Source organism: Mesorhizobium sp. M7A.T.Ca.US.000.02.2.1 (assembly GCF_003996995.1).
GTDB lineage: Bacteria > Pseudomonadota > Alphaproteobacteria > Rhizobiales > Rhizobiaceae > Mesorhizobium.
The window spans coordinates 1-20,046 of the sequence record NZ_RZTT01000062.1; the positions used below are offsets into that span (position 1 = coordinate 1).

Consider the following 20,046-nt stretch of genomic DNA (forward strand, 5'->3'; position numbering starts at 1 on the left):
CAACATCCAACGGTCAGCGAAAGTCGTTGCAGACGGCACGTTCGATATCTCCGAACATGGAAATGGCAGCGACTATTGGGGAATCTCCGACGCCTACAACGATGCCCGTATTCGTAGCCTGAGTGGCAGCGGAACGGTCGAACTGGGCAAGCGTACCCTGGTGCTAACGGCTTCGAACGACACTTTCGCCGGCAGCATCAACGACCTCGACGTTGATAACAATAATATGGGCGGCAAACTATTCGTTGCCGGTGGCGTGCAAACGCTGAGCGGAAAGAACAATTTTTCCGGCATGACGACGGTCGGTTCCGGCGCGGGATTGCTGCTTGCCGATACAGGTGTGCTTTCCCATGATGCGACCACGTCCGGCTTTCTCGGGAATGACGGGCAGATCGGGGGCACGGCTATCGCAAACAGCGGCGGTGTCGTCGCAGGCGGCGGCACCTACGGTGCGGTCACCATTTCCGAGGGCGGCACGGTCGCTCCTGGCAGTGCGACCGATCCGAGCAGGATCGTCACCACACTGACTGTCACGGGCGATTTCGCGCAGCAGTCCGGATCGATCTATCAGGTCGACCTCGCAAGGTCGTCCGATCTCATCGATGTTGGCGGAGCAGCGGCGATCGACAGCGGCGCGCAGATCGAGCTGCTGCGGCAGGGAACGCTATCGGTCGATGCCCGATATACTCTGCTCTCCGCAGCAGGCGGCGTAAGCGGCACCTATGGCGGGCTGACGGGGGCTCTGGCGACAGACGCGACGCCCTTCGTCGATTTCCAGCTCGTCTACGATGCCAACAATGTCTATCTCGATATCAGCCGCACATCGACGGCATTTGCCGATGTAGCCAGCACCTTCAATCAACGCTCGGTCGCCGCAGCGGCTCAGGCGCTTGGAAGCGGTAATCCGATCCAGGACAACATCCTGTTCCTGACGGCGCCGGAAGCCCGCAACGCTTTCGATATGCTATCAGGCGAGGTTCATGCTTCCATTCATAGCGGCCTCATCGAGGACAGTCATTCTGTACGCGATGCCGCGAGCGAACGGATCCGTGCGGCGTTCGACGGCGTCGGTGCCTCCAGCGTTCCGGTGATGACTTATGGGCTGGGTGGTCTGGAACTGGCCCCGGCAACGAGTGAGAATTTCGCCGTATGGGGCCGTGGCTTCGGCGCCTGGGGTCATCTCGACAGCGACGGCAATGCCGCCGGTCTCGATCACTCGACAGGCGGCTTTCTGGCTGGCGGTGACGCGGCTGTCGGCGAAAGCTGGCGGCTCGGCCTCATCAGCGGCTACAGCCATACCTCCTTGGAGGCGGACGATCGCGCGTCGTCGGGCTCGAGCGAGAATTACCATCTCGGTCTTGTTGCCGGCACGCAAAACGGCAATCTCGGTTTTCGTTCCGGCCTTGCCTATACCTGGCACAGCATCGAGACCGGCAGGTCCGTGGTCTTTCCAGGCTTCGCCGACAGCCTTTCGGCCGATTACGACGCCGGCACGTTCCAGGCCTTTGGCGAGCTCGGCTACCGTATCAATACGGCTTCGGCTTCCTTCGAGCCCTACGCTAATCTCGCTTATGTGAATTTTGACGCCGATGGCTTCACCGAGAAGGGCGGCGCAGCCGCCTTGTCGAGCGGGGATCGCTCGAGCGACACGGCGTTTACCACGCTAGGTCTGCGTGCGTCGACGGTACTGACCCTCGGCCGGATACCGCTCTTGCCTTTGCTGGCGGTTCCTCCTTCGCCATCAAGGGCGTGCCGATCGCAAAGAACGCAGCTCTGCTCGAAGCTGGGCTGGACGTAAACATCACCGAGAACGCGACGTTCGGCATCGCCTATCAGGGACAGATCGCCTCGGATGCCCAGACACACGGGTTCAGCGCCAAGCTCGGCGTCCGTTTCTAAATCACCCGCAAAAGAGATTGGTTATGAAGTCAGTGAGTGCATTTTCTTTTACCGTCGTTCTCGGCTCAGCGACGGTGATGTCTGTGTCCGCCGCGCGAACGGACGATGCCTGCTACAACAAGGCACAAAGCCTATGATGACGCAATGTTCAATCGACGACCTGAAGCCAGTCGATGGCGAGCTTGACAAGCTCTACAAGGAGATGGAGACCCGGCTCAAAGAGTCCCGGCGCATGTCCAGGAACTGGTCGAGACCGCGAGGGGCTACAACGCCACCTCGGAGAACACGCGCGACGCCTACCCCAAGGATTGGCGGCATTTTTCCTCCTGGTGCCGGCGCGCTGGCTTCGATCCCCTGCCTCCGGGCTCGAAGGTGATCAGGCTCAATATCAGCGCCTGTGCCTTGGGCACCGCCGCCGGCGATCCGAAGCGTGGCGCCCCTGCCCTTTCGGTTGCGACCATCGAGCGGCGGCTTTCCGGCCTCGCCTGGAACTTTACCCAGCGCGGCCGGCCGTTGGACCACGCGGAGCGGCATATCTATACGGTTCTTGCCGGCATTCGCCGCGCAAGCACGCAAAAGCCACCGCGGCAGAAAGAGGCGGTCCTGGCGATGATCGCCACGCTCGGCCACGACCTCAGGTGCCTACGCGACCGCGCTATTTTGCTCCTGGGCTGTGGCGGCGGCCTGCGGCGCTCCGAGATCGTCGGTCTCGACGTCATGCGCGACGACAACAGCGATGGCGCCGGCTGGATCGAGATTTTTGACGGCAAGGGCTGCTGGTCACCCTGCGCGGCAAGACCGGCTGGCGCGAGGTCGAGGTCGGCCGCGGCTCCAGCGACCACACCTACCCCGTAGTCGCGCTCGAGAGCTGGATCCGCTTTGGCCGCATCGCACGTGGACCCCTGTTCCGCCGCATTTTCAAGGACAACAAGACCGTCGACGTCGAACGGCTCTCCGACAAGCACGTCGCCCGCCTGGTCAAGCAGGTGACGATCGCCGCCGGCCTCCCCTCCGATCTCCCGGAAGGGTAACGGGCGCTGCTGTTCTCGGGCCAGTCGCTGCGCGCCGGACTTGCCTCGTCGGCCGACGTCGAGGAGCGTTACGTGCAGAAGCAGCTCGGCCATGCCTCGGCCGAGATGACCCGCAAATATCAGCGGAGGCGCGGCAGATTCCGGACCAACCTCACCAAGGCGTCCGGGCTCTGAGAAACCCCTCCCCTCCCTCGGTTGGTCGCTAGGTCGTGGGGGTCAGGTTCTTTGAGTGATGACAACACCTCGTCGAGCACAGCGAACGCTGCGTCCAGACTGTCGGCGGCCGACGCTTCGTAGTCAGGGCATGATCATCAGCTGTGCAATGGCGCGGCCGACGAATTCATTGGTGAGTTTTTCCATCCGCTGTCTGGTTCGAGCGACCTGTTCTGGGAGCGCACGCAGAGCGTTGACGACCTCGTCCAATTGCGACCGGGCTGCGGCGGCGATGTCGAAGATGTCGCGCGGGTTGGCTTCCGAAATCCCCGGTAATAGACCTTCTTGGCGATGATTTCCGGGATGGTCTCGAGCCGCACGGTCCTGCCTTCCACCACGCGGGTCTAGAACGGCTTCGTTGTTAGCGCTCCGGCAACGATGAAGTCGATTTCGCCAACGTCTTCGAAGGCGAATTTCTGGAACCGAAGCCCGTCCCCCAAATAGTCGGACGGCATCGTTTCAAAGTGCAGGTGGCTTTTGGGATGGTCGATGACCGAGCAATTGAGGGTCGTCGAGGAAAATATCGATGTCGTGGCTTTCACGATGGCCGATCTGGATCATCATAGCCGTTCCGCCGCCAAATGACCATTCAAAGTCGTAGCCCCGGCATTCCCGCGAAGCTGGCCGATCAGGTCGATATAATACGAAAAAGCCGCCGCCATTCGGACGGGCGTCGGCTATCATGTCCAGCCATTACGCGGCGAGCGTATAGCTTTCGCCGGACCAGGCAGAGAACTTGGCGGCAAAAGCCTTCATCTCGTCGACCGAATGTGGTGCGCGGTTGCGAACTCGACTTGCTGGGCCAGTCACGAGAACTGCAGGCACGACTGTGCCCCCTTGCCCGCCCCCACGGACGTCCAAACATGCAATTTGGCAAAGCACCGGCGCCGAAGCCACCCGACCTCGATGACGCCATTTCGTCGAGGCATGTGTCGTCGGCACTGTGCAGGGCAGAAGCAGGCTGTCGGTCCCGCGCAGCGACAGCAAGCGCGGCCTGAGCATGCGAAGGGAGTCGCTTTGATAGGAGTACCCGGCTGGGTTCCGTTCAGGACGTTCCCTGAAGACTTGGTGGCGTGGCGGTGGCTTCGACGCTGGTGGTGGGCAGGTTGTCGTAGCCCGGGTGCAATAAGCTTAGTCATCTAGGTCTCCTGGGGGAAATTTCCGCCATTGGGGGCCAAGTTTCACGCTATGCCAGCCCGTAGTTGTACAGGTGAAGCCGACTGGTCAGTGGACCGCAAAACGAAAGGCGCGCCGCTTCTCTTTGGTGATGCTCGCGCCGCGCTTTCTTCGCTGACGGTATGGAGATGAAGCGCGGCATGCCCCTGTAGCAGCCGATTTCACAACCAGACTTGCGTCCGCACTGCCCCTGTTGCTGCGGCATACCAATGCGTGGCGTCAGGAAGACTTCGTCGACCATTAGCCGTCTCGCTGAGATACTACCGAGCCCGAGCTCCCCTATCCTAGACCCTCGTATCGCATATCGGACGGCCCCACATCAGCCCAAGTTGCCATGGGGACCAGCCCCATGCGTTCGCCCGAATGCAGCTTCCTGGCTTGATCGACAGCAATCCAGGCGACGGTGCAGGCCAAGATTGCGGCAGGGCTTGGGCAACCATCAGGTCGCCCAAGGGGTGCCCCACCCTTCTCCTCAGAACTCAGCTGCTTCCAGCTGGCGGCTGAAACTCACAGGCGCAGCCAGCTTGGTCTCTAACCGCATCGATCGCATCATGGTGTCTGCGATGAATCCGTGTGCGTGAAGCGCTCCAGAGCGAAGATGTTGGGCGTCAACCAGGTTCACCAATGAGCTTCACTGCTCGAGTTCTGCACGGTGTCACCGCCTGGCGCCGGAGGTTGATCGGTGATTAGGAGGAGCACTCGTTGTCGGATTCTCGACGATGTCGGACATGTGACACAACGCTTCCAGAGCGATCGCATTGTTCCGAAACGATTTTCCCAGTTGGCACGACGGTTGCGGTCCTATGCGCAAAAGCACTGCGATGCCGCACCGACTGAAAGAACTCATCAATGATCACGCTTTTCGAACATGTGGGCGCCGCTACCAGCACTGAGCGTTCCCGAGCCGACGGAAGCCTCTATCCCTTCTTTCTGAAGGCTGTCCGGACATGAACGCATTTGATGTCCGTCCAACGCTGGATGCTCCCGACGACGATCCCTATGTCTGGCTTGAAGATGTAGAGGGCGAGCGGGCACTTGCCTGGGCCGCCGGCCAATCGGCAAGGACTCTCAAGCACTTCGGTGGAACGCAGTTCGAGCGCGACCGCGCGGCTCTGACAGCCATTTTCGACAATCGCGACAATCTTCCCCTGATCGCGCGCCGTAGTCAGTACCTCTACAATTACTGGCGAGATGACGGTAATCCACGCGGACTGTGGCGCCGGACCACCCTTGCCGCCTACATGAAGGCGGATCCCCAATGGGAGCTACTGCTCGATCTGGATGCTCTCGCGGCTAGCGACGGAGAGGACTGGATCTGGGACGGCGCGTCCATCGAGCCGGAGAGACGGGAAAGAGCCGTTCTGCGCCTGTCGCGCGGCGGCAGCGACGCGGTCGTGCATCGCGAATTCGACCTGATCTCTCTGAGCTTTGTCGCCGACGGCTTCAACCTCCCCGAGGCCAAAGGCTACGTTAATTGGCTGGACCCTGACACGCTTCTGCTTTCCAGTGCGCTTGGTAATGGCATGGCCACCCGCTCCGGCTATGCGCGCACCGTTCGACTGTGGAAGCGTGACGCGGATCCCCTCACCACGCCGGCAATCTTCGAGGCCGGGTTCGAAAGCTTCCAAGTCTCTGGTCATTCGGACCGCACCGGCCGCAGCGAGCGCCTTTGGTTCATCGAGCAGCCGGCCTTCTTCGAGAAGATCAGCTGGATCGGCGATAGGAGCGGGCCGAGGAGGCAGATCGATCTTCCTCGCGACGCGTCGTGGCGGGTCTTCGGCGACTGGCTGGCGGTAAGGCCGCGCAAGCCCTGGACGGTGGGAGGCACCACCCATCCCGCCGACGCGCTGATCGTCATCTCGCTTTCCTCTTTCCTCGCTGGCGGACGCCGTTTTGAGACCCTGTTTCAACCAGGGGAAAGGCGCTCCATGCAGTCATTCTTCTGGAATGACGGGAAGCTCATTATCTCTTACCTCGTCAATCTCGCACCGCGTTTCGAGATGTTCACTCCCGGCCACCAGGAATGGACGCGCCGAGTCCTGAACACCCTGCCCGCCGAAGGTACTGTCGACGTCTGGTCATTCGATGCGGCAGTTCACGAGACCAATGGAGAGGTCCTGATCTGTGCTCAGGATCCGATCACGCCGCCGCAGCTCTTGCTGTTCGATCTGAATGCCGCGCCGTCTCTCAGCGCTTCAGCAATCCTGAAGCGCAGCCCGGAGAATTTCGATGCATCCGGACTGGTGGTCACGCGCCACGAGGCAGTCTCTATCGATCATGAGCTGATCCCCTATACGCAGGTTGGTCCGGCGAACGGGAACGGAGATGCTCCGATTCACCTTTCCGCTTATGGCGGGTTCGGCGTATCACTCCTGCCCTACTACAACTCCCCGCTGGGCAAGCTGTGGCTCGAGCGCGGCGGCACGTGTGTCGAGGCGAACATCCGCGGCGGCGGCGAGTTCGGCACCCGCTGGCACGAAGCCGGGCGCAGGGAGGGCAAGCGTCTCGCCCATGACGATTTCGCCGCCGTTGCCGCCGACCTCGTGCGAAGGGGCATCACCCTGCCGAGGCGGATTGCCGCCGAGGGTGGCTCAAATGGCGGCCTGCTGATCGCAAACATGCTGACCCGCTATCCTGAGCATTTCGGGGCTCTGTTCTGCACAGCACCGCTTATCGACATGCGTCGCTACACCAAGCTCTTGGCGGGCGCGAGCTGGATCGACGAATATGGCGATCCGGACAAGGTTCACGATTGGGCTTTCCTGAAGGAAATCTCCGCCTATCACGCCGCAGCGCCGGGACAGCCCTATCCGCCTATCCTGATCGCCACCACGAAACGCGACGACCGCGTCCATCCGGGCCATGCGCGCAAGATGGCCGCAAAACTGCAGGCTCTTGGCTATCCCGCTTACTTCTACGAGGCCAGCGCAGGCGGGCACGGCTGCGGCGAGGACAATCGGGAGCAAGCCGCATTCATCAGTCTAGGCACCAATTTTCTCCGCAGCGCAATCGGCTTCAACGATCACCTTCCGGAGACGGCGGAACGCGTTGCAACGCAAGAGGGGCATTTGAGGTCCATCAACAATTCATTCGAGCAGGAGACGAAATAGTGCAGTGCATCCTTTCTGAACATCAAGGAGTGAATCTCATGGCGAGAACGCGAATGGGCGTAGCGCGGGCAACAGCAGCGGCGGTGGCCCTGATCATGGTGGGACAGCAGGCCGTCGCCGCGGAGCCTGCGCAAGCAGAGACCGTCCTGGCGGAGACGGGAGCCTCGGTCACCGAAGCGCCAATCCCTTGGCAGGTCCGCCTGCGGGCGTTGGGCGTCGTTACGAAAGATCTGGGCTACGTTGATACGCTTCCCGGCTCCGGTCTTTCGTATTCGGACACGGTGACGCCGGAACTCGATATCTCGTATTTCTTCACCGACAACATCGCCGCCGAACTCATACTCGGTACCACTTATGCCAACATCGCGGGCCAAGGGACGATCGGAGGGTTGGGCAACATCGGCAAAGTTTGGCTGCTGCCGCCGACGCTCACGTTGCAGTACCATTTTACCGATCTCGGCGCGTTCAAGCCTTATGTCGGCGCCGGCGTGAACTACACGATCTTCTACAACCAGGACACTGGCAGCGCTGATGCTCTCAAGGTGAAGAACACGTTCGGCACGGCGCTGCAGGTCGGATTCGACTACATGGTGGACCAGCACTGGGGCCTCAACTTCGACGTGAAGAAGCTTTTCCTGAAGCCGGACTTCGACGTCACGGTGGCCGGCGCGAAGCTGACGGGGAAGGCGGAGCTCGATCCCTGGCTGATAGGCGCAGGTGTCACCTACCGCTTTTGAATATCAGAGTGAAGTCTGCTTCCCGACTGCCGGTTTAAATGAAGGGCGCCTCGCGCGCCCTTTTTTACGGTCGACACTGCAGGGCGAGACCTCATGAAGCCGATTGTCGAGAGGGCGGGGCTCTCTTCCGGCGGACCAAGAAGGTGAACTGGCCAGCTGGCCCCGCGCCTGAGATGGAGTGCTCAGAAGCGCTTTGAATCGGGACGGGCTTTGGTATTGTGGGTGGAATGCTTCAGCCAGACTATTTGCCAGCATCGTCTCCCGGACGTCATGTCTGAGCTTCGTGTCAGCGCAAGGCGAACACGCGGCTCCTAGATGCCGACACGATGGCTGGTTCAGCCATACTGCGACAGTTGCCTGTTTTTTCGGTTCTTTGCTGTTCGTGCGCTAACCGCAACGCTCCATACTAGTCTCGCGTGCCTGTCCCCGTGGGGTGCGCGCCAGAAAGCGATTAGGCCCGCTGAAAGCGGCGGACCGCATCCGAAGGGCTGTAGCGAAGGGAAGGACCTGAAGCGAGACTGTCGGGCGAATTGAGAAACTGGCCCCCCCCGCATCGTCAAATACGGTGTGACAGGTGACGAGCTGGAAGGCCAAGAGCCGCTGTGTCCGCTCGCTGATCTTCGGCGGCGACAAGCAGTACCATGTGGCCGAGGTGTATGGCTTGCCACCGGCGGCACCGTGCAGGACGTCGAGGAATGGCCGGACCGCATCCGCAAGGTCACCGCCGATCAGGTGACGGCGGTCGCCGCCCGCTTTCACGCGCTCGACCATTCGAGCACCGGCTATCTCTTGCCCGAGGGAGAATTGATTGTTGAAAACCAATGCTGTGGCGTCGTCGCACAGGCGCGCTCCCCTCGGAGACGGGAGGGCAGCGCGCCTCGCCATGCCGCTGGCGACACCCTTCTCCTCGCGATTTCGTTCCTCATCCTGCCGGCGCTCAACGCCTGAACATCGAAGAGGTGAAATCTGAAAAAGGCTTCGACGCTTGGCTGGTGAAGGACCGCACGACGCCGATCACTGCCATTCACTTCGGCGCTTCGACCAGGAGCCGATCGACCGCACCCGGCGCCCAGGCCCTCTCCGCCATCATCCCAATAAGCGCCACCCCGAGGCGATCGCCGAGCACAAATGCTGCCCGCGATCTACGGCACACATCCCTATTCCAGGTCGCACGAAGGCACCAAAGAGGGCTTCGCTGGGCATGACACCGGCCGATCTCAACTCCTGCCACAAGGCCACTTTTGCCCGTGACGGCCTAGTGAGGGCCTGCATGTGGCGGTGGTTGGCGACATTGATGCGAAAACGCTGCGTATAAAACTCACCAGCTGTTCGGCGATTTGCTTGAGAGGCAGACGCTCGCCTCCGTCGCCGATGTCGATCCCAAGCTCGGCGAGCAGGTGACGGTCGCTACGACCTGCCGCAGACGTTGCTGCAGTTGGCTTATCCCGGCGTGAAGCGTAGCGCGCCAGATTTCTACGCCGCAGAGCTGCTGAACGAAATCCTCGGCGGCTCGCCCGTCACATTGCGCCTGTGGGAGGATGTGCGCGAACAGCGCGGCTTGACCTATGGCGCCTCTTCCAGCTTGGTCGACCACCAGCATTCCAACGCGCTGCAGGCTAGGACGGCAACACGTTCGGACAGGGCGGCCGGGACGCTGGCCTGTGCACAAGGTGGTGAAGCAGATGGCGGACGAGGGGCTGACCGAGGCCGACCTCGAGGCGAGCAAGAAATATCTGACGGGCGCCTACCGGCCGAGATATTCCCGGGAGGCCATGTCATGTCGGTTGGGTCGTCCGGCGGACGGGAAAAGGGCGATTTTCGGGATACCCTCCCATCCGACGCCGAGTTCCCAGGGCACCCACCGACTCTTTTCTGTTCTTGCTCGCCAGCAGAACGAGCCGTTTGCTCTGACGAATGAGGGTCTTCAGCCGCGACGCCGTCTTCTCTGTAGTGCAAGGCGGCATTTCGAACCGCCTGCACCAGCGCAAGGATCGCCTTTTCATCCCCGGCAGCGCTCAGTTTATTCAGTTCCTCGTCCATCGGCCGATGCGCGGCCGGGCCGCTTGCCAGCAGGTAAGAGCCTAGTGGTTTACGCCTGTCATAAGAGTCCGGCTGGGGATTCCCCTTTTGCGAGTGCGCATGCGAGTCTGGCGCATGCCGCATCCGACCATCGCGCTACGGATGCGGCCGCCTATGAAGGAGCCAGGCTGCGCGAAGGCCTGCTGACAAGACCAACACCTCGAAGAGCGTATGGGCCGACACCGCCTACAGATCGGCGGCCAACGAGATCTCCATGGAGAAGCAAGGCTTCGTTAGCCGGGTCCACCGCAAGAAGCCCAAGAGCAGGCTGATGCCCGAAACCACCCGGCGCGCCAACAACATCAAGTCGAAGGTCCGTTCGCGCGTCGAGCATGTCTTCTCCGGCAGAAGAGCCGTATGGGGCTGTTCATCCGAACCATCGGCATCGCGCGGGCCACGACGAAGATCGGCATGGCCAATCTCGCATACAACATAAAGCGCCTGAACTACCTGGAGCGCATAGCTGCCGCATGAACACTACCCCCCGAAAGAGCCAAAGGCCTCGGCGAAAGCCGAGAAATTGCCGCCGCTTGAATACCGTCGGCCGTGAACTATCCGCAAGCCATTGATCTGGCCTGTTGATTGAGGCGGATAGCGTCTTTTGAATTGCAGGATTAGCGGTATTTGGACGCTGTTTTCCTGCAATTCGGTTTTGCGATTCCCTTGTGCTGCGGAGCGTGATTCACTCGGTTCGGCGGCGGCGAATCGAGGGGACGGCGAATGTCCAGGCCACGCGAGAAGCGCGAGACGGGAGAGCAGGACCTGTTCCGCTCCAGGCTCGATCAGATCATCAACATGAAGCACGAGCTGGTGCGGCTGGCGCAGGCGATCGACTGGCCGGTGCTGGAGGAGCGTTTCGGCGCCGTCTATTCGGACGGCCCCGGCATGCCGCCGCTGCCGACCCGGCTGATGGCGGGGCTGGCGATCCTCAAGCACACCTTCAACCTGTCGGATGAGGTGCTGTGCGAGCGCTGGATGGAGAACCCTTACTTCCAGTATCTTACCGGCGAGACGTTCTTTTGCCATACGCTGCCGTTCGACCGCTCCTCGATGACGCGTTGGCGCAGCCGTATGGGCGAGGAGCGGATCATGGTGCTGTTGCAGGAGAGCCTCAGCCTCGCGGTCAAGACCGGGGCGATGAAACCGGCCGACACGCGCCAGGTGATCCCCGGATCAAGTCCGAGGACCGACACCACCGTGCAGCCGAAGAACGTCATGTTCCCGACCGACGCCAAGCTCATCCACCGGGCGCGCGAGCGGCTGGTGCGGCTGGCCAAGAGGACGGGTCTCCATTTGCGCCAGAGCTATGTGCGGGTCGGCAAGCTGGCGCTGATCAGCCACCAGCGCTATGCCCACGCCAAGCAGTTCAAGCGGGCCAACAAGGCGCTGCGCAAGCTCAAGACCTATCTCGGCCGGACCATTCGCGACATTGGTCGCCAGATCGCCGGCGACGCGGGGCTGGACGCGCTGTTCAAATGGCCGCTCTACCAGGCCGCCACCGTTCTCGAGCAACGCCAGCGCCAGCGCGGCCGCAAGATCTACAGCCTGCACGCGCACGAGGTGGAATGCATCGGCAAGGGCAAGGCGCATGCGCCCTACGAGTTCGGGGTGAAGGTGTCGGTGGCCACCACGCTGAAGCGCTCCAAGGGTGGCCAGTTCGCCTTGCATGCAAAAGCACTGCCCGGCAATCCCTATGACGGCCACACGCTGGCAAGCGTCATCCCCGACATGGAAAAGACCATCGGCAACGAGATCGGCCGCATCCTCGCCGACGCCGGCTATCGCGGCCACAACGCACCCCAGAGCCACAAGCTCAGGGTCTTCACCGCGGGCCAGAAACGCCGCGTCACCCCAGCCATCAAGCGCCAGATGCGACGGCGGTCGGCGGTCTAGCCCGTCATCGGCCACATCAAGAACGAACACCGCATGGGCCGCAACTACCTCGCCGGCCAGCAGGGCGACGCTCTCAACGCCATCCTGGCCGCCGCCGGATATAACTTCTCTCTCCTGCTCAGGTGGCTGAAGGGATTTTTGTGGCTTCTCATCGCAGCCTTACAAAGTCAGCCGAAAGAGCTCGAAGCCTGATCCCTCTCATTGTTCACGGCCGACGAATACCGCTTCCAGCAGGACCTTGATCGAAGCGTCCAGCTAACTGTCCCGTATTGGTAGGGCAAGCCAAGAAGCTGCCATTCCCACATCGATCTCGGTAGCGAGCCACCGGCCGGCGTCAGCCGGTGCATTACAGCCTAGAACAGCGCGATGACTTGTATTGGTCCCGAAGAGACTCAGGCGGTTCACTACTAGGGTTCAAACCGGATTGGCCGGAGCGAGGCCAACCCACAGAAGGCCTACGCGATAGTTTATTCGCCGAAGCTGTTTCGAGATGCTCATCAGAGCCACCTTGCTGAAGAAGGGGAGCGTCGGACTTCCCTCATGCAAAAGGGCGTAGACGATTTCATAGTCGGCCGGATTGGGCCTCTCCGTCGGAATTATGCCGACGATAGCTGGCATTGCCTCCCGAATTTGTTCCCTAAGCGGTGGATGGTCGAGGAATGCTTCGGCGGATACTTGTCCTTGCAGGAACAAATGACTTAGCGTTTGTGACTTGCTACGGCGCTTCACGTGCACGATCTGCCCGCCACTGGTCAGAATGTCACAAAATTCGACCCGACCACGCTCTCCTTCGAAATTCACAAGGTTCTTGTCGTAGAGGTACATGCCGGCCTGGGTATCGACCGCGCGGGCATTGTAATCGCCCTCCTTCTCGCCGGCCGTGTAGAAGGGGAGCTGGAGGGCTGCCAGCGGAATTTCCGCCATAGCTGCGTTGACGGTGACGACAAAATTGTCCTTTACCACATACCATTCGTCCGACGCGAGGATATGGAGCTGGTCGTTGAACTGGACCTCGGCGCATAGACATTTGAACACGGACCAACGGTCATGGAAGGGTCCGTCGTCGCTCGCGATACGCACCTTATCCGATTTCAGATCGGCAAGCGTAACCTCAAGCTCGTCATCGAAGAGGGCCAGATAATCGGAAAGACGAAGATCGTCGAACGCATCCGCCCGTGAGCTGCCGGAGAACTTGAACCGATCGACATTGTGATAGTCGATGATTTCCGGCGGTGCGAGATGTATGCCGTTGAGGTGCCCATTCTGCAACCGGGTGACAAGGTTCTCATTGAGTTCGTCCAGGCGCGAACGATCCCGGATGGGCGTGATCTTGCCGTACCAGGGAAATAGTTCCTGGTATGCCGTATCGTTGAATGAGTTGATGATCGTCAGGCCCTTGTCATCGATTCCATTATAATCGAGTTCACAGCTCAACTTGAGTCCGTCGCTACCCGTGAGCGTACCACCGAACGCTTCATCCCCTGATTTGCCGGTAATTGCCTGAAGGATGATACTCGATGTGTCGACGCCGAAATCGAAGATTTCGCCGATGCGGCTGTTTTGCGAGCGGGTCTGGATGGTCGAGTCTTCGGGCCTGCGTGTGTCGATACTCTTGATCCGCTCGCGGCCAAGCCGGTTCAGCGCCACCTTCAATCCGAACTGGCTCTCCAGGGCTTCCGGGCGAAATTCCTGAAACCCCATCCCGAAACATACAGCAAGCCATCTGCGCTGCGGGTCGGCGTCCTCAACAGCAAGCTCGACGCCGACAAATAGAATCGCAGCCGCTTGCCCGCCGTACAGCCCGTTGAACTGTAATTGGTCGGCAGCATTGAAAAAGGATATCCAGCCCGGCGGACAATTGTATGCTTGGCCTGCAAACAGACGCTTGTTATCGGGATTCCCCGTAAGGGGCTTTTCCTCTAGCCGATTTTGGTCTTTGAGCGAATCCGCTGGATCGGCGATATGCGCTTTCAGCAGCCGGAATGTATATGATCTTTTTGCCACAATTTACTCCCCTCAAGCAACGACGAAGATGATAGATGTTATCGCCGACCGCCTCACCCCAAAATGTGGGACAGGAGACATTCGGGAGCGCACCGGAAGGCCCACGCTTATGGACGCGTCGCATGTGCGACTGCTTCGCGGAAGCGCGCGATCTGACCGTAACGGCCGATCGGAGGGGCATTGCAACCAATCACGGCGCAGTGAATTAAGAAGTTCATCGGATAGCGGCGCGGCCGCACAGCAAACCCGTGAATGTTCTCGGAGTGCTCGGTCGTTTCCCCCGGGCAGCCGACGGGCAGCCGGAACATGAATGAAGCTGGGCCGTCGCGGCACAATCTCGCACGGGCCAATGCCAAAGCTCCCTGGCAAACACTTCAGTCAATCACCAGTAGTTTTCCGGAACATTCGACCTTCAGTAATCAGGCTGCTGTCAGTAATTTCTATTCCCAGTCTCCGTCCTTCTAGGCCAATCCTCGATAAGAGACGGCTCAATGTCCGCTTCATGAATATAGCAGCGCGAATGGATCACTTTGCGCAAATAATTGGCCTATCAGGGCAGGGACTCGGCGTTTTCGCGCCGCTTGCAAACATTTCCCACAATTTGCTGATGAGAAGTGCGAGAATTCCCGCTCTACGTCACGCGGGCAGGTCCCGGTCTTCTTTACGGGGCCGCCGAGGTGCATCGTTGCGATGGAGGCGTGCGAGACGGCGCATTGTTAGGGACATCAGATCGCGAAGCTCGGCCATGAACTTCGCCTGCTGCCACGTGTTCACGTGAAGCCGTTCGTCAAAACGACAGAAGAATGACGCGGCAGAGGCCGAAGCGACTGCGCAGATTGTGCCGTCCGCTCATTAATGCTCTCCGGACCCGACTGGCCGAACATGGGTCGTTGCGTCCCATACGGGTGACGTGCCCGTCTTTAGGCTGGCGCGAGGTATGCCATCTGTCCGGTCGTGGCGCTGAAAACCGGGCTGAAACGGCGGGTTGAAATGAAGGCGTCAATGGGCGCAGATCTTTGAAGTGCTCAGCATCGAATTGAACTTTTCGGCCGGGTAAATCTGCGATCTAATGGCGCGGAGACCGCTGCGTCAGGCATTCGCATCGCTTGAACATGGTGCCGGTTGCCAGCTCTTTGCGCTGGCGGGCCTTTTATCGCGGTGCAGATTACAACCTCCTTCCACATAGGGCGGATCGCCACCTCGGCCTTCGTCCTCTTGGCAACCCTCATCATCGTGCTCTCCATGCTCGGGCTCGAATCTTCCGCGGGCAAGGCGGGGCGGCAAGAAGAGAGGGAAAGTCCCGGCGGAGTAGGCAGCCCTCATTCCGCACGCTGACACGCTACCTCGCTTGCTGCTTCCAATCGAGCTAAGTGCTGGACGGCGAACTCTGACGTCCATGGATTAGAGTCGTGAAATTCCCGTCCAAATCGAGATAAGGGTGCCCGTCCACTTGGTGAGGTAAGCGCCCTCGCCCAACCTCCATGTACTTCGGAATTGGATTACGTTCGATTGTTACTTGCTCGTACCGTCGCGAAACATCGACAACGCAGGTGCGAACGCTTCCTCCAACTGCTCAAGGCCGGCGTTCGCGCCGAACCTTCTGCATTAGTCGCGTGGTCATTCATATGCCCTTCGGACCGCGACCCATATCGGCGAGGCCGCCGAGCGAGCGCTGCCGCGACTGCGTTTTCCACCGTTTGTTCGATCAGTCTCACGGAGATTGTTTCCAAACTTCATGAATGGCATCCACGAGCGCCGCGCCTAAATCTTTGACATCGGTATCGCTCATTGGGGTCGAGAGCGCGTCAGAGCAATTCGTCGTCATCAGAAAACCCCCGTTCCAGCATTGCAAGATGCACCTTTGCCAGCGCAGCCTTCTGCAATGCGCTCGGGAACGAGGTCCGGCAGTTTCGGATAACTCCGGTTCCTCAGGTGGAGCCGCAAGAGGAGCTCGTGCCGGTAACTGCGTGGGTAGTTCGCACCTTCTCAGTTGCTACATGATTTCGCTGCGAATCGTATCGCCCATCTGGGCCACGGCATCCTTTGTGTTTGATTGCAGCGCCGCCAGCCCAGCTGTTATACTGAGCGGGTTAGCGCTGAATGTGCCGCCGTGGTAGACGGCTGGCTTGCTCTTGGTGCGTTTGGTGAGTTGCAAGGAGCTGACTTGGGGCGCATGGAGAACCGGTGCTTCCCAAGTCAGCTCCTTGCAACAAGGCATTCTGTTTGCCGTATGATCGAGAGTTCTCTTGAACCTATCGCGCCGCAGTTAGTCCCGGCAGTCATGCGTCTGATGAAGCAGAGGCACGCCTTATCTATGGTCAAGGCGGTTGCCTATGCGCTCCCCGGAACACCGGCTACGGCGCAAACTGGGCCGTTTCGCGACAAATGGCGGGTGAGGGGACCACAGCACCTGGTGCTGCGTTCAGCGCAAACTCGATGATTCCCTATGATGAACCTGCGCACGCTCTCGTGGAGGAGACCCCGCGCCTCGTCAACATGGTTACGCCGAAGGACGCCGGGTCGGCGCCAACGCCGCCGGCTTCTTCCGCAATCGGGCGGCGGCAACGAGGATCAGCATGCGCTGTCCGCATGCCGGTAGCGTTGGCCGCCCGCTCGGTCCACTAATGCGGCAGAGATCCTGGCCTTCAAGGCGCGGTCCGAGACGCCTCCAGGATCTGCAGAGCGATCGCGCAATCCGCACACCGCGAATGCCGATGCACAGTCCAGCGCCGACTGCGTTTTCGCCGCGGTACGGCGCTGGCCTTCCAAATTGCCTATCGCTTGCGACGCGGTCACTGACCAAGGTGGGCAAGATACACGCGTAATTTTCGCGCTGATCCTCCCTCCGTGGTTTTTGTTTCAGCGCCAGCGCTTTCAACAGAGGTTTGCCAAGGCGTCCACCAGCTCCTGTAAGACGACTTTTACCGATCCCATTTGAAAGCTCTTTCACCTTCTCGGCGAAGAGCTGGTCACCCCGGCATTAGCTGCAGAACAGGTCGCTTTTATTCATCAGTACCAGTTCATTGAGGAGTACCGGCAGCACGACGACATCGTCGCCCGAGGTCAGACGGTCATCGACGGTTTGTCCTTGACAGGCCTCCAAAGAGGCCATGCGGCGGATAGGCACGCTTGTCGGAACGACATTCAAGGTGGCTGAATTCGCAAGGAGCCGATAATCTCGCCGGATGGCGAGTCTGCCCCTGCGGGACCCGTGTCGGGGACGAAGCCTGGTGTTCGATGCGGGGGATAGGCCTGCTCGATCATCTTGATCGGCACGTTCGACTGGTTGGCGCCGATATTTGGCCACCATCCAGCTTGTTATTCGCCAGGCTGGCCCCAGGTCGAGAGATCCAGTGAGGCGCGAACGATCTAAAGCACGGTACGGATGCTCGTAAGCGTCATCACCTCGGCGATGGTATCGAACGCGTTCTTCTTGAAAGTCTCGAGCAGAAACGGATCTGTCTTGCGGGATTGCATCACGCGATCCCTCGCTGCAGATCAACGAACAGATTGTCGAATTCGTCCCGGAGGATGGAAGCGTCTGGCGGCACAACCGCCGTTCCTCCAATTCCTCCACGATAATCGGCCCGGCCGCTTCTCCGCCAGACATGCTTCTGCGGGCGTCCAGTGGCCGCGACGATCAAGCGCTGACGATCGCTGGCCGAAACGGTGAAGAGATGCCATTGCACGTGCATTAGACCGCACACCACACCGCAAAACGGAACCCCAGAACCGGGCTCTTTTGATCCGATTGATCCACTAGCGTCCTAGAACAATCGCACACATGGAAATTTGTTGGGACGTTCCATGCCCACCGCTGGCATGGAAACATTGCAACAGATCGTTCAAATAACTTTACAGAATCTTTTGCAACCGCGGACCGCTGACGATGCTAGGTTCATCCGCAAGGTCTGAAGGCACGCGTGAATATGAGCCACGCCGATTTTGCGTTCGGACCGCCGCACAGCACGCAACGGAGATCATCGCCAATGGCAAGAAGAGTGCTCATCCTGGTTGAAGGCACAAGGAGTAATGGTCTTCTATATGTGCAAGCGGCCCAGCGTCTTGGTCTTCATCCAATTACCCTGTCGGTTGATCCGGCTCAGTACGACTATCTTGCGGCGGAAGGAAGCGAGGCAATTCGTGTCGATACAGGCAATCTCGATGCGCTGATCGGCGAATGTTCTCGGCTGCGTGCTACCAATGACATTGCTGGCATTACTGGCCTCGCGGGCGACGACGAGTCGGTCTCTACGACGGTTGGCAAGCTCTGCCGGCACTTCGATCTACCGGGACCGGACCCCGCATCGATTGAAGGATGCTGCGATAAATTCACTCAACGTCAGCTTCTCGCGGAGGCTGGCGTTCCAATACCTGCTTATCGCGTTGCAGTGAATGCGACGGAGGTAGAAAGCTTTGCCGCTGAGATCGGCCTGCCGGTGGTTGTTAAGCCAGCAGTGGGCAGCGGCAGCATCGGTGTCCGACTGTGCCGCAACGTCGATGAGTTAGCCGAACATACGAGCTATTTGTTGGGCGGGAAGCACATATGGCGTTCCTCGCCGAGAATACTGGTCGAGGAATTCGCACAAGGTCCACAGTATAGCGCTACAATAATGGGAAATGAGGTCATTTGTATCTCTACCTGCGATTTCGCTCCCCCACCGTATTTTGTCTATCTTGGGGGGACCGACCCAGCCCCGCTGACTGAACACGAGCATAGGCGTATTGCCGATGCTTCGCTGAGCTGTTTGCGAGCTCTCGGCCTTGACTGGGGGCCAACGAACGTAGAACTGCGGTGGACCAAGCGTGGGCCAGTCGTGATTGAGGTCAATCCGCGTCTTGGTGGCGGTGCTCAAACGGTTCAGGCGGCTCACGGTATCGATCTTGTCACCGAACACATCAAGCTCGTGATCGGCGAGGAATGGAATTTGCACAGGAGGCATTCGCATGTTGCGACCGAGCGGCTTCTGATTCCTGATCGCGATGGTATCCTGGATTGGATCGATGGCGAAAGTCGAGCGGCTGCCATACCAGGCGTCGTCGAGGCCAAATTGTATATCAAACCCAAGACGCCGATCGTCAGGAAAGGCGATTACCGAGACTTCATCGGATATGTCCTCGCCGCATCACCCAGCCGCGCTCGGACAAACGCAATAGTTCAGCGTGCCGTTGACTCAATTCATTGGTCGATCACACCATTTCCAACGGAACAGGAACAATTAGCGACCTCTCACGTCTTCGCACCTGCGCAGGCGCCCTCAGGTGAAGAGTGATTCGTCGCCGAAGATTGGTAAATTGAGAGCACGAGAGAGAGGGGTTTTTTGACGAGACCATTAGCCAGGACGAGATCAAGCCGCATGTCCGCATTTGCCCGACGATCTCATGGCGCGCGACTATCTGCGAGGCGTTGCAGGCAAGGGTTTCCCAATGCGCTGCGGATGACGGTCGGACTGAAGAAGCCAAATCGCGGGGTAGTCGTCGCAGTCATCGAGTTCCTGAAAAGATAGCTATGTGCTATGTCTAAACCCCTGTTTGAAAGATCGCCTTGTGGTCGGCATCGGCCCGATCGGCTCTTGGTTGGCCCGCGTCGTCTGCCGCGAGGGCTGGCTGGCCAAAGAAACCGGTCATCTGAACGACGACGCGACGGCAGCGCTTACAAGGCCAAGCCACAGGCGAACGGTACGATGCCGCCAGTCGACATCGCCATTCCCGCTTTCGGCTACCAGAACCATATCTCCATCGACCGCGAGCATGGGTTGATCCGCAAATGGCGGGCAACGGATGCGGCCGCCTATGAAGGAGCCAGGCTGCGCGAAGGCCTGCTGACAAGACCAACACCTCGAAGAGCGTATGGGCCGACACCGCCTACAGATCGGCGGCCAACGAGATCTCCATGGAGAAGCA

At 59.9% G+C, this 20,046-nt stretch carries 7 protein-coding genes and 6 pseudogenes; 11 read left to right on the forward strand and 2 right to left on the reverse strand.

Annotated elements, in window-relative coordinates:
* Together EOD15_RS08705 and EOD15_RS08715 are read left to right on the forward strand one after the other, a co-directional pair.
* Window positions 1-1,798: autotransporter domain-containing protein (locus EOD15_RS08705; protein WP_127408421.1), on the forward strand; the 1,798-nt coding region annotated here is incomplete at its 5' end.
* A gap of 320 nt (window positions 1,799-2,118) precedes the next feature.
* Window positions 2,119-3,104 (forward strand): annotated as a pseudogene (locus EOD15_RS08715) (tyrosine-type recombinase/integrase); the annotation flags it as partial.
* A 1,225-nt stretch (window positions 3,105-4,329) separates the two neighbouring features.
* Here the strand turns inward: EOD15_RS08715 and EOD15_RS08725 are convergent.
* Window positions 4,330-4,560 (reverse strand): hypothetical protein, encoded by a 231-nt coding sequence (locus tag EOD15_RS08725; RefSeq protein ID WP_127295339.1) that lies wholly within the window; start codon window positions 4,558-4,560, stop codon window positions 4,330-4,332.
* Window positions 4,561-5,266: 706 nt separating this feature from the next.
* Here EOD15_RS08725 and EOD15_RS08730 point away from each other — a divergent pair.
* The 6 genes and pseudogenes from EOD15_RS08730 to EOD15_RS08760 all read left to right on the forward strand — a co-directional run bounded on the left by EOD15_RS08730 (window position 5,267) and on the right by EOD15_RS08760 (window position 12,330).
* Window positions 5,267-7,429, forward strand: coding sequence for a prolyl oligopeptidase family serine peptidase (locus tag EOD15_RS08730; RefSeq protein ID WP_127310559.1), 2,163 nt, complete (start codon window positions 5,267-5,269; stop codon window positions 7,427-7,429).
* A gap of 38 nt (window positions 7,430-7,467) precedes the next feature.
* Entirely contained in the window at window positions 7,468-8,166 is a 699-nt protein-coding gene (locus EOD15_RS08735) for an OmpW family protein (RefSeq protein WP_024505687.1), read from the forward strand.
* 564 nt (window positions 8,167-8,730) lie between these two features.
* Window positions 8,731-8,964: pseudogene (locus tag EOD15_RS36635) on the forward strand (insulinase family protein); the annotation flags it as partial.
* A gap of 652 nt (window positions 8,965-9,616) precedes the next feature.
* Window positions 9,617-10,084 (forward strand): insulinase family protein, encoded by a 468-nt coding sequence (locus tag EOD15_RS36640; protein WP_245463616.1) that lies wholly within the window; start codon window positions 9,617-9,619, stop codon window positions 10,082-10,084.
* A 256-nt stretch (window positions 10,085-10,340) separates the two neighbouring features.
* A pseudogene (locus tag EOD15_RS36645) lies at window positions 10,341-10,719 on the forward strand (transposase); the annotation flags it as partial.
* A gap of 246 nt (window positions 10,720-10,965) precedes the next feature.
* Window positions 10,966-12,330: pseudogene (locus EOD15_RS08760) on the forward strand (IS5 family transposase).
* 222 nt (window positions 12,331-12,552) lie between these two features.
* On the opposite strand, the gene EOD15_RS08765 reads toward EOD15_RS08760, so the two are convergent.
* A complete protein-coding gene (locus EOD15_RS08765; protein ID WP_164893205.1) occupies window positions 12,553-14,142 on the reverse strand; it encodes a DUF6119 family protein in 1,590 nt (529 codons plus the stop codon).
* A gap of 672 nt (window positions 14,143-14,814) precedes the next feature.
* Between EOD15_RS08765 and EOD15_RS36650 the strand changes: the two are divergent.
* From EOD15_RS36650 to EOD15_RS36240, 3 genes and pseudogenes are all read left to right on the forward strand, one after another.
* Window positions 14,815-14,968, forward strand: a pseudogene (locus tag EOD15_RS36650) (IS110 family transposase); the annotation flags it as partial.
* Between the two features lie 3,163 nt (window positions 14,969-18,131).
* Window positions 18,132-19,415 carry an acetyl-CoA carboxylase biotin carboxylase subunit family protein gene (locus EOD15_RS08775; RefSeq protein ID WP_127408422.1) on the forward strand — a complete coding sequence of 428 codons (1,284 nt, stop codon included), beginning with the start codon at window positions 18,132-18,134 and terminating at the stop codon, window positions 19,413-19,415.
* 384 nt (window positions 19,416-19,799) lie between these two features.
* Window positions 19,800-20,046 (forward strand): annotated as a pseudogene (locus EOD15_RS36240) (IS5/IS1182 family transposase); the annotation flags it as partial.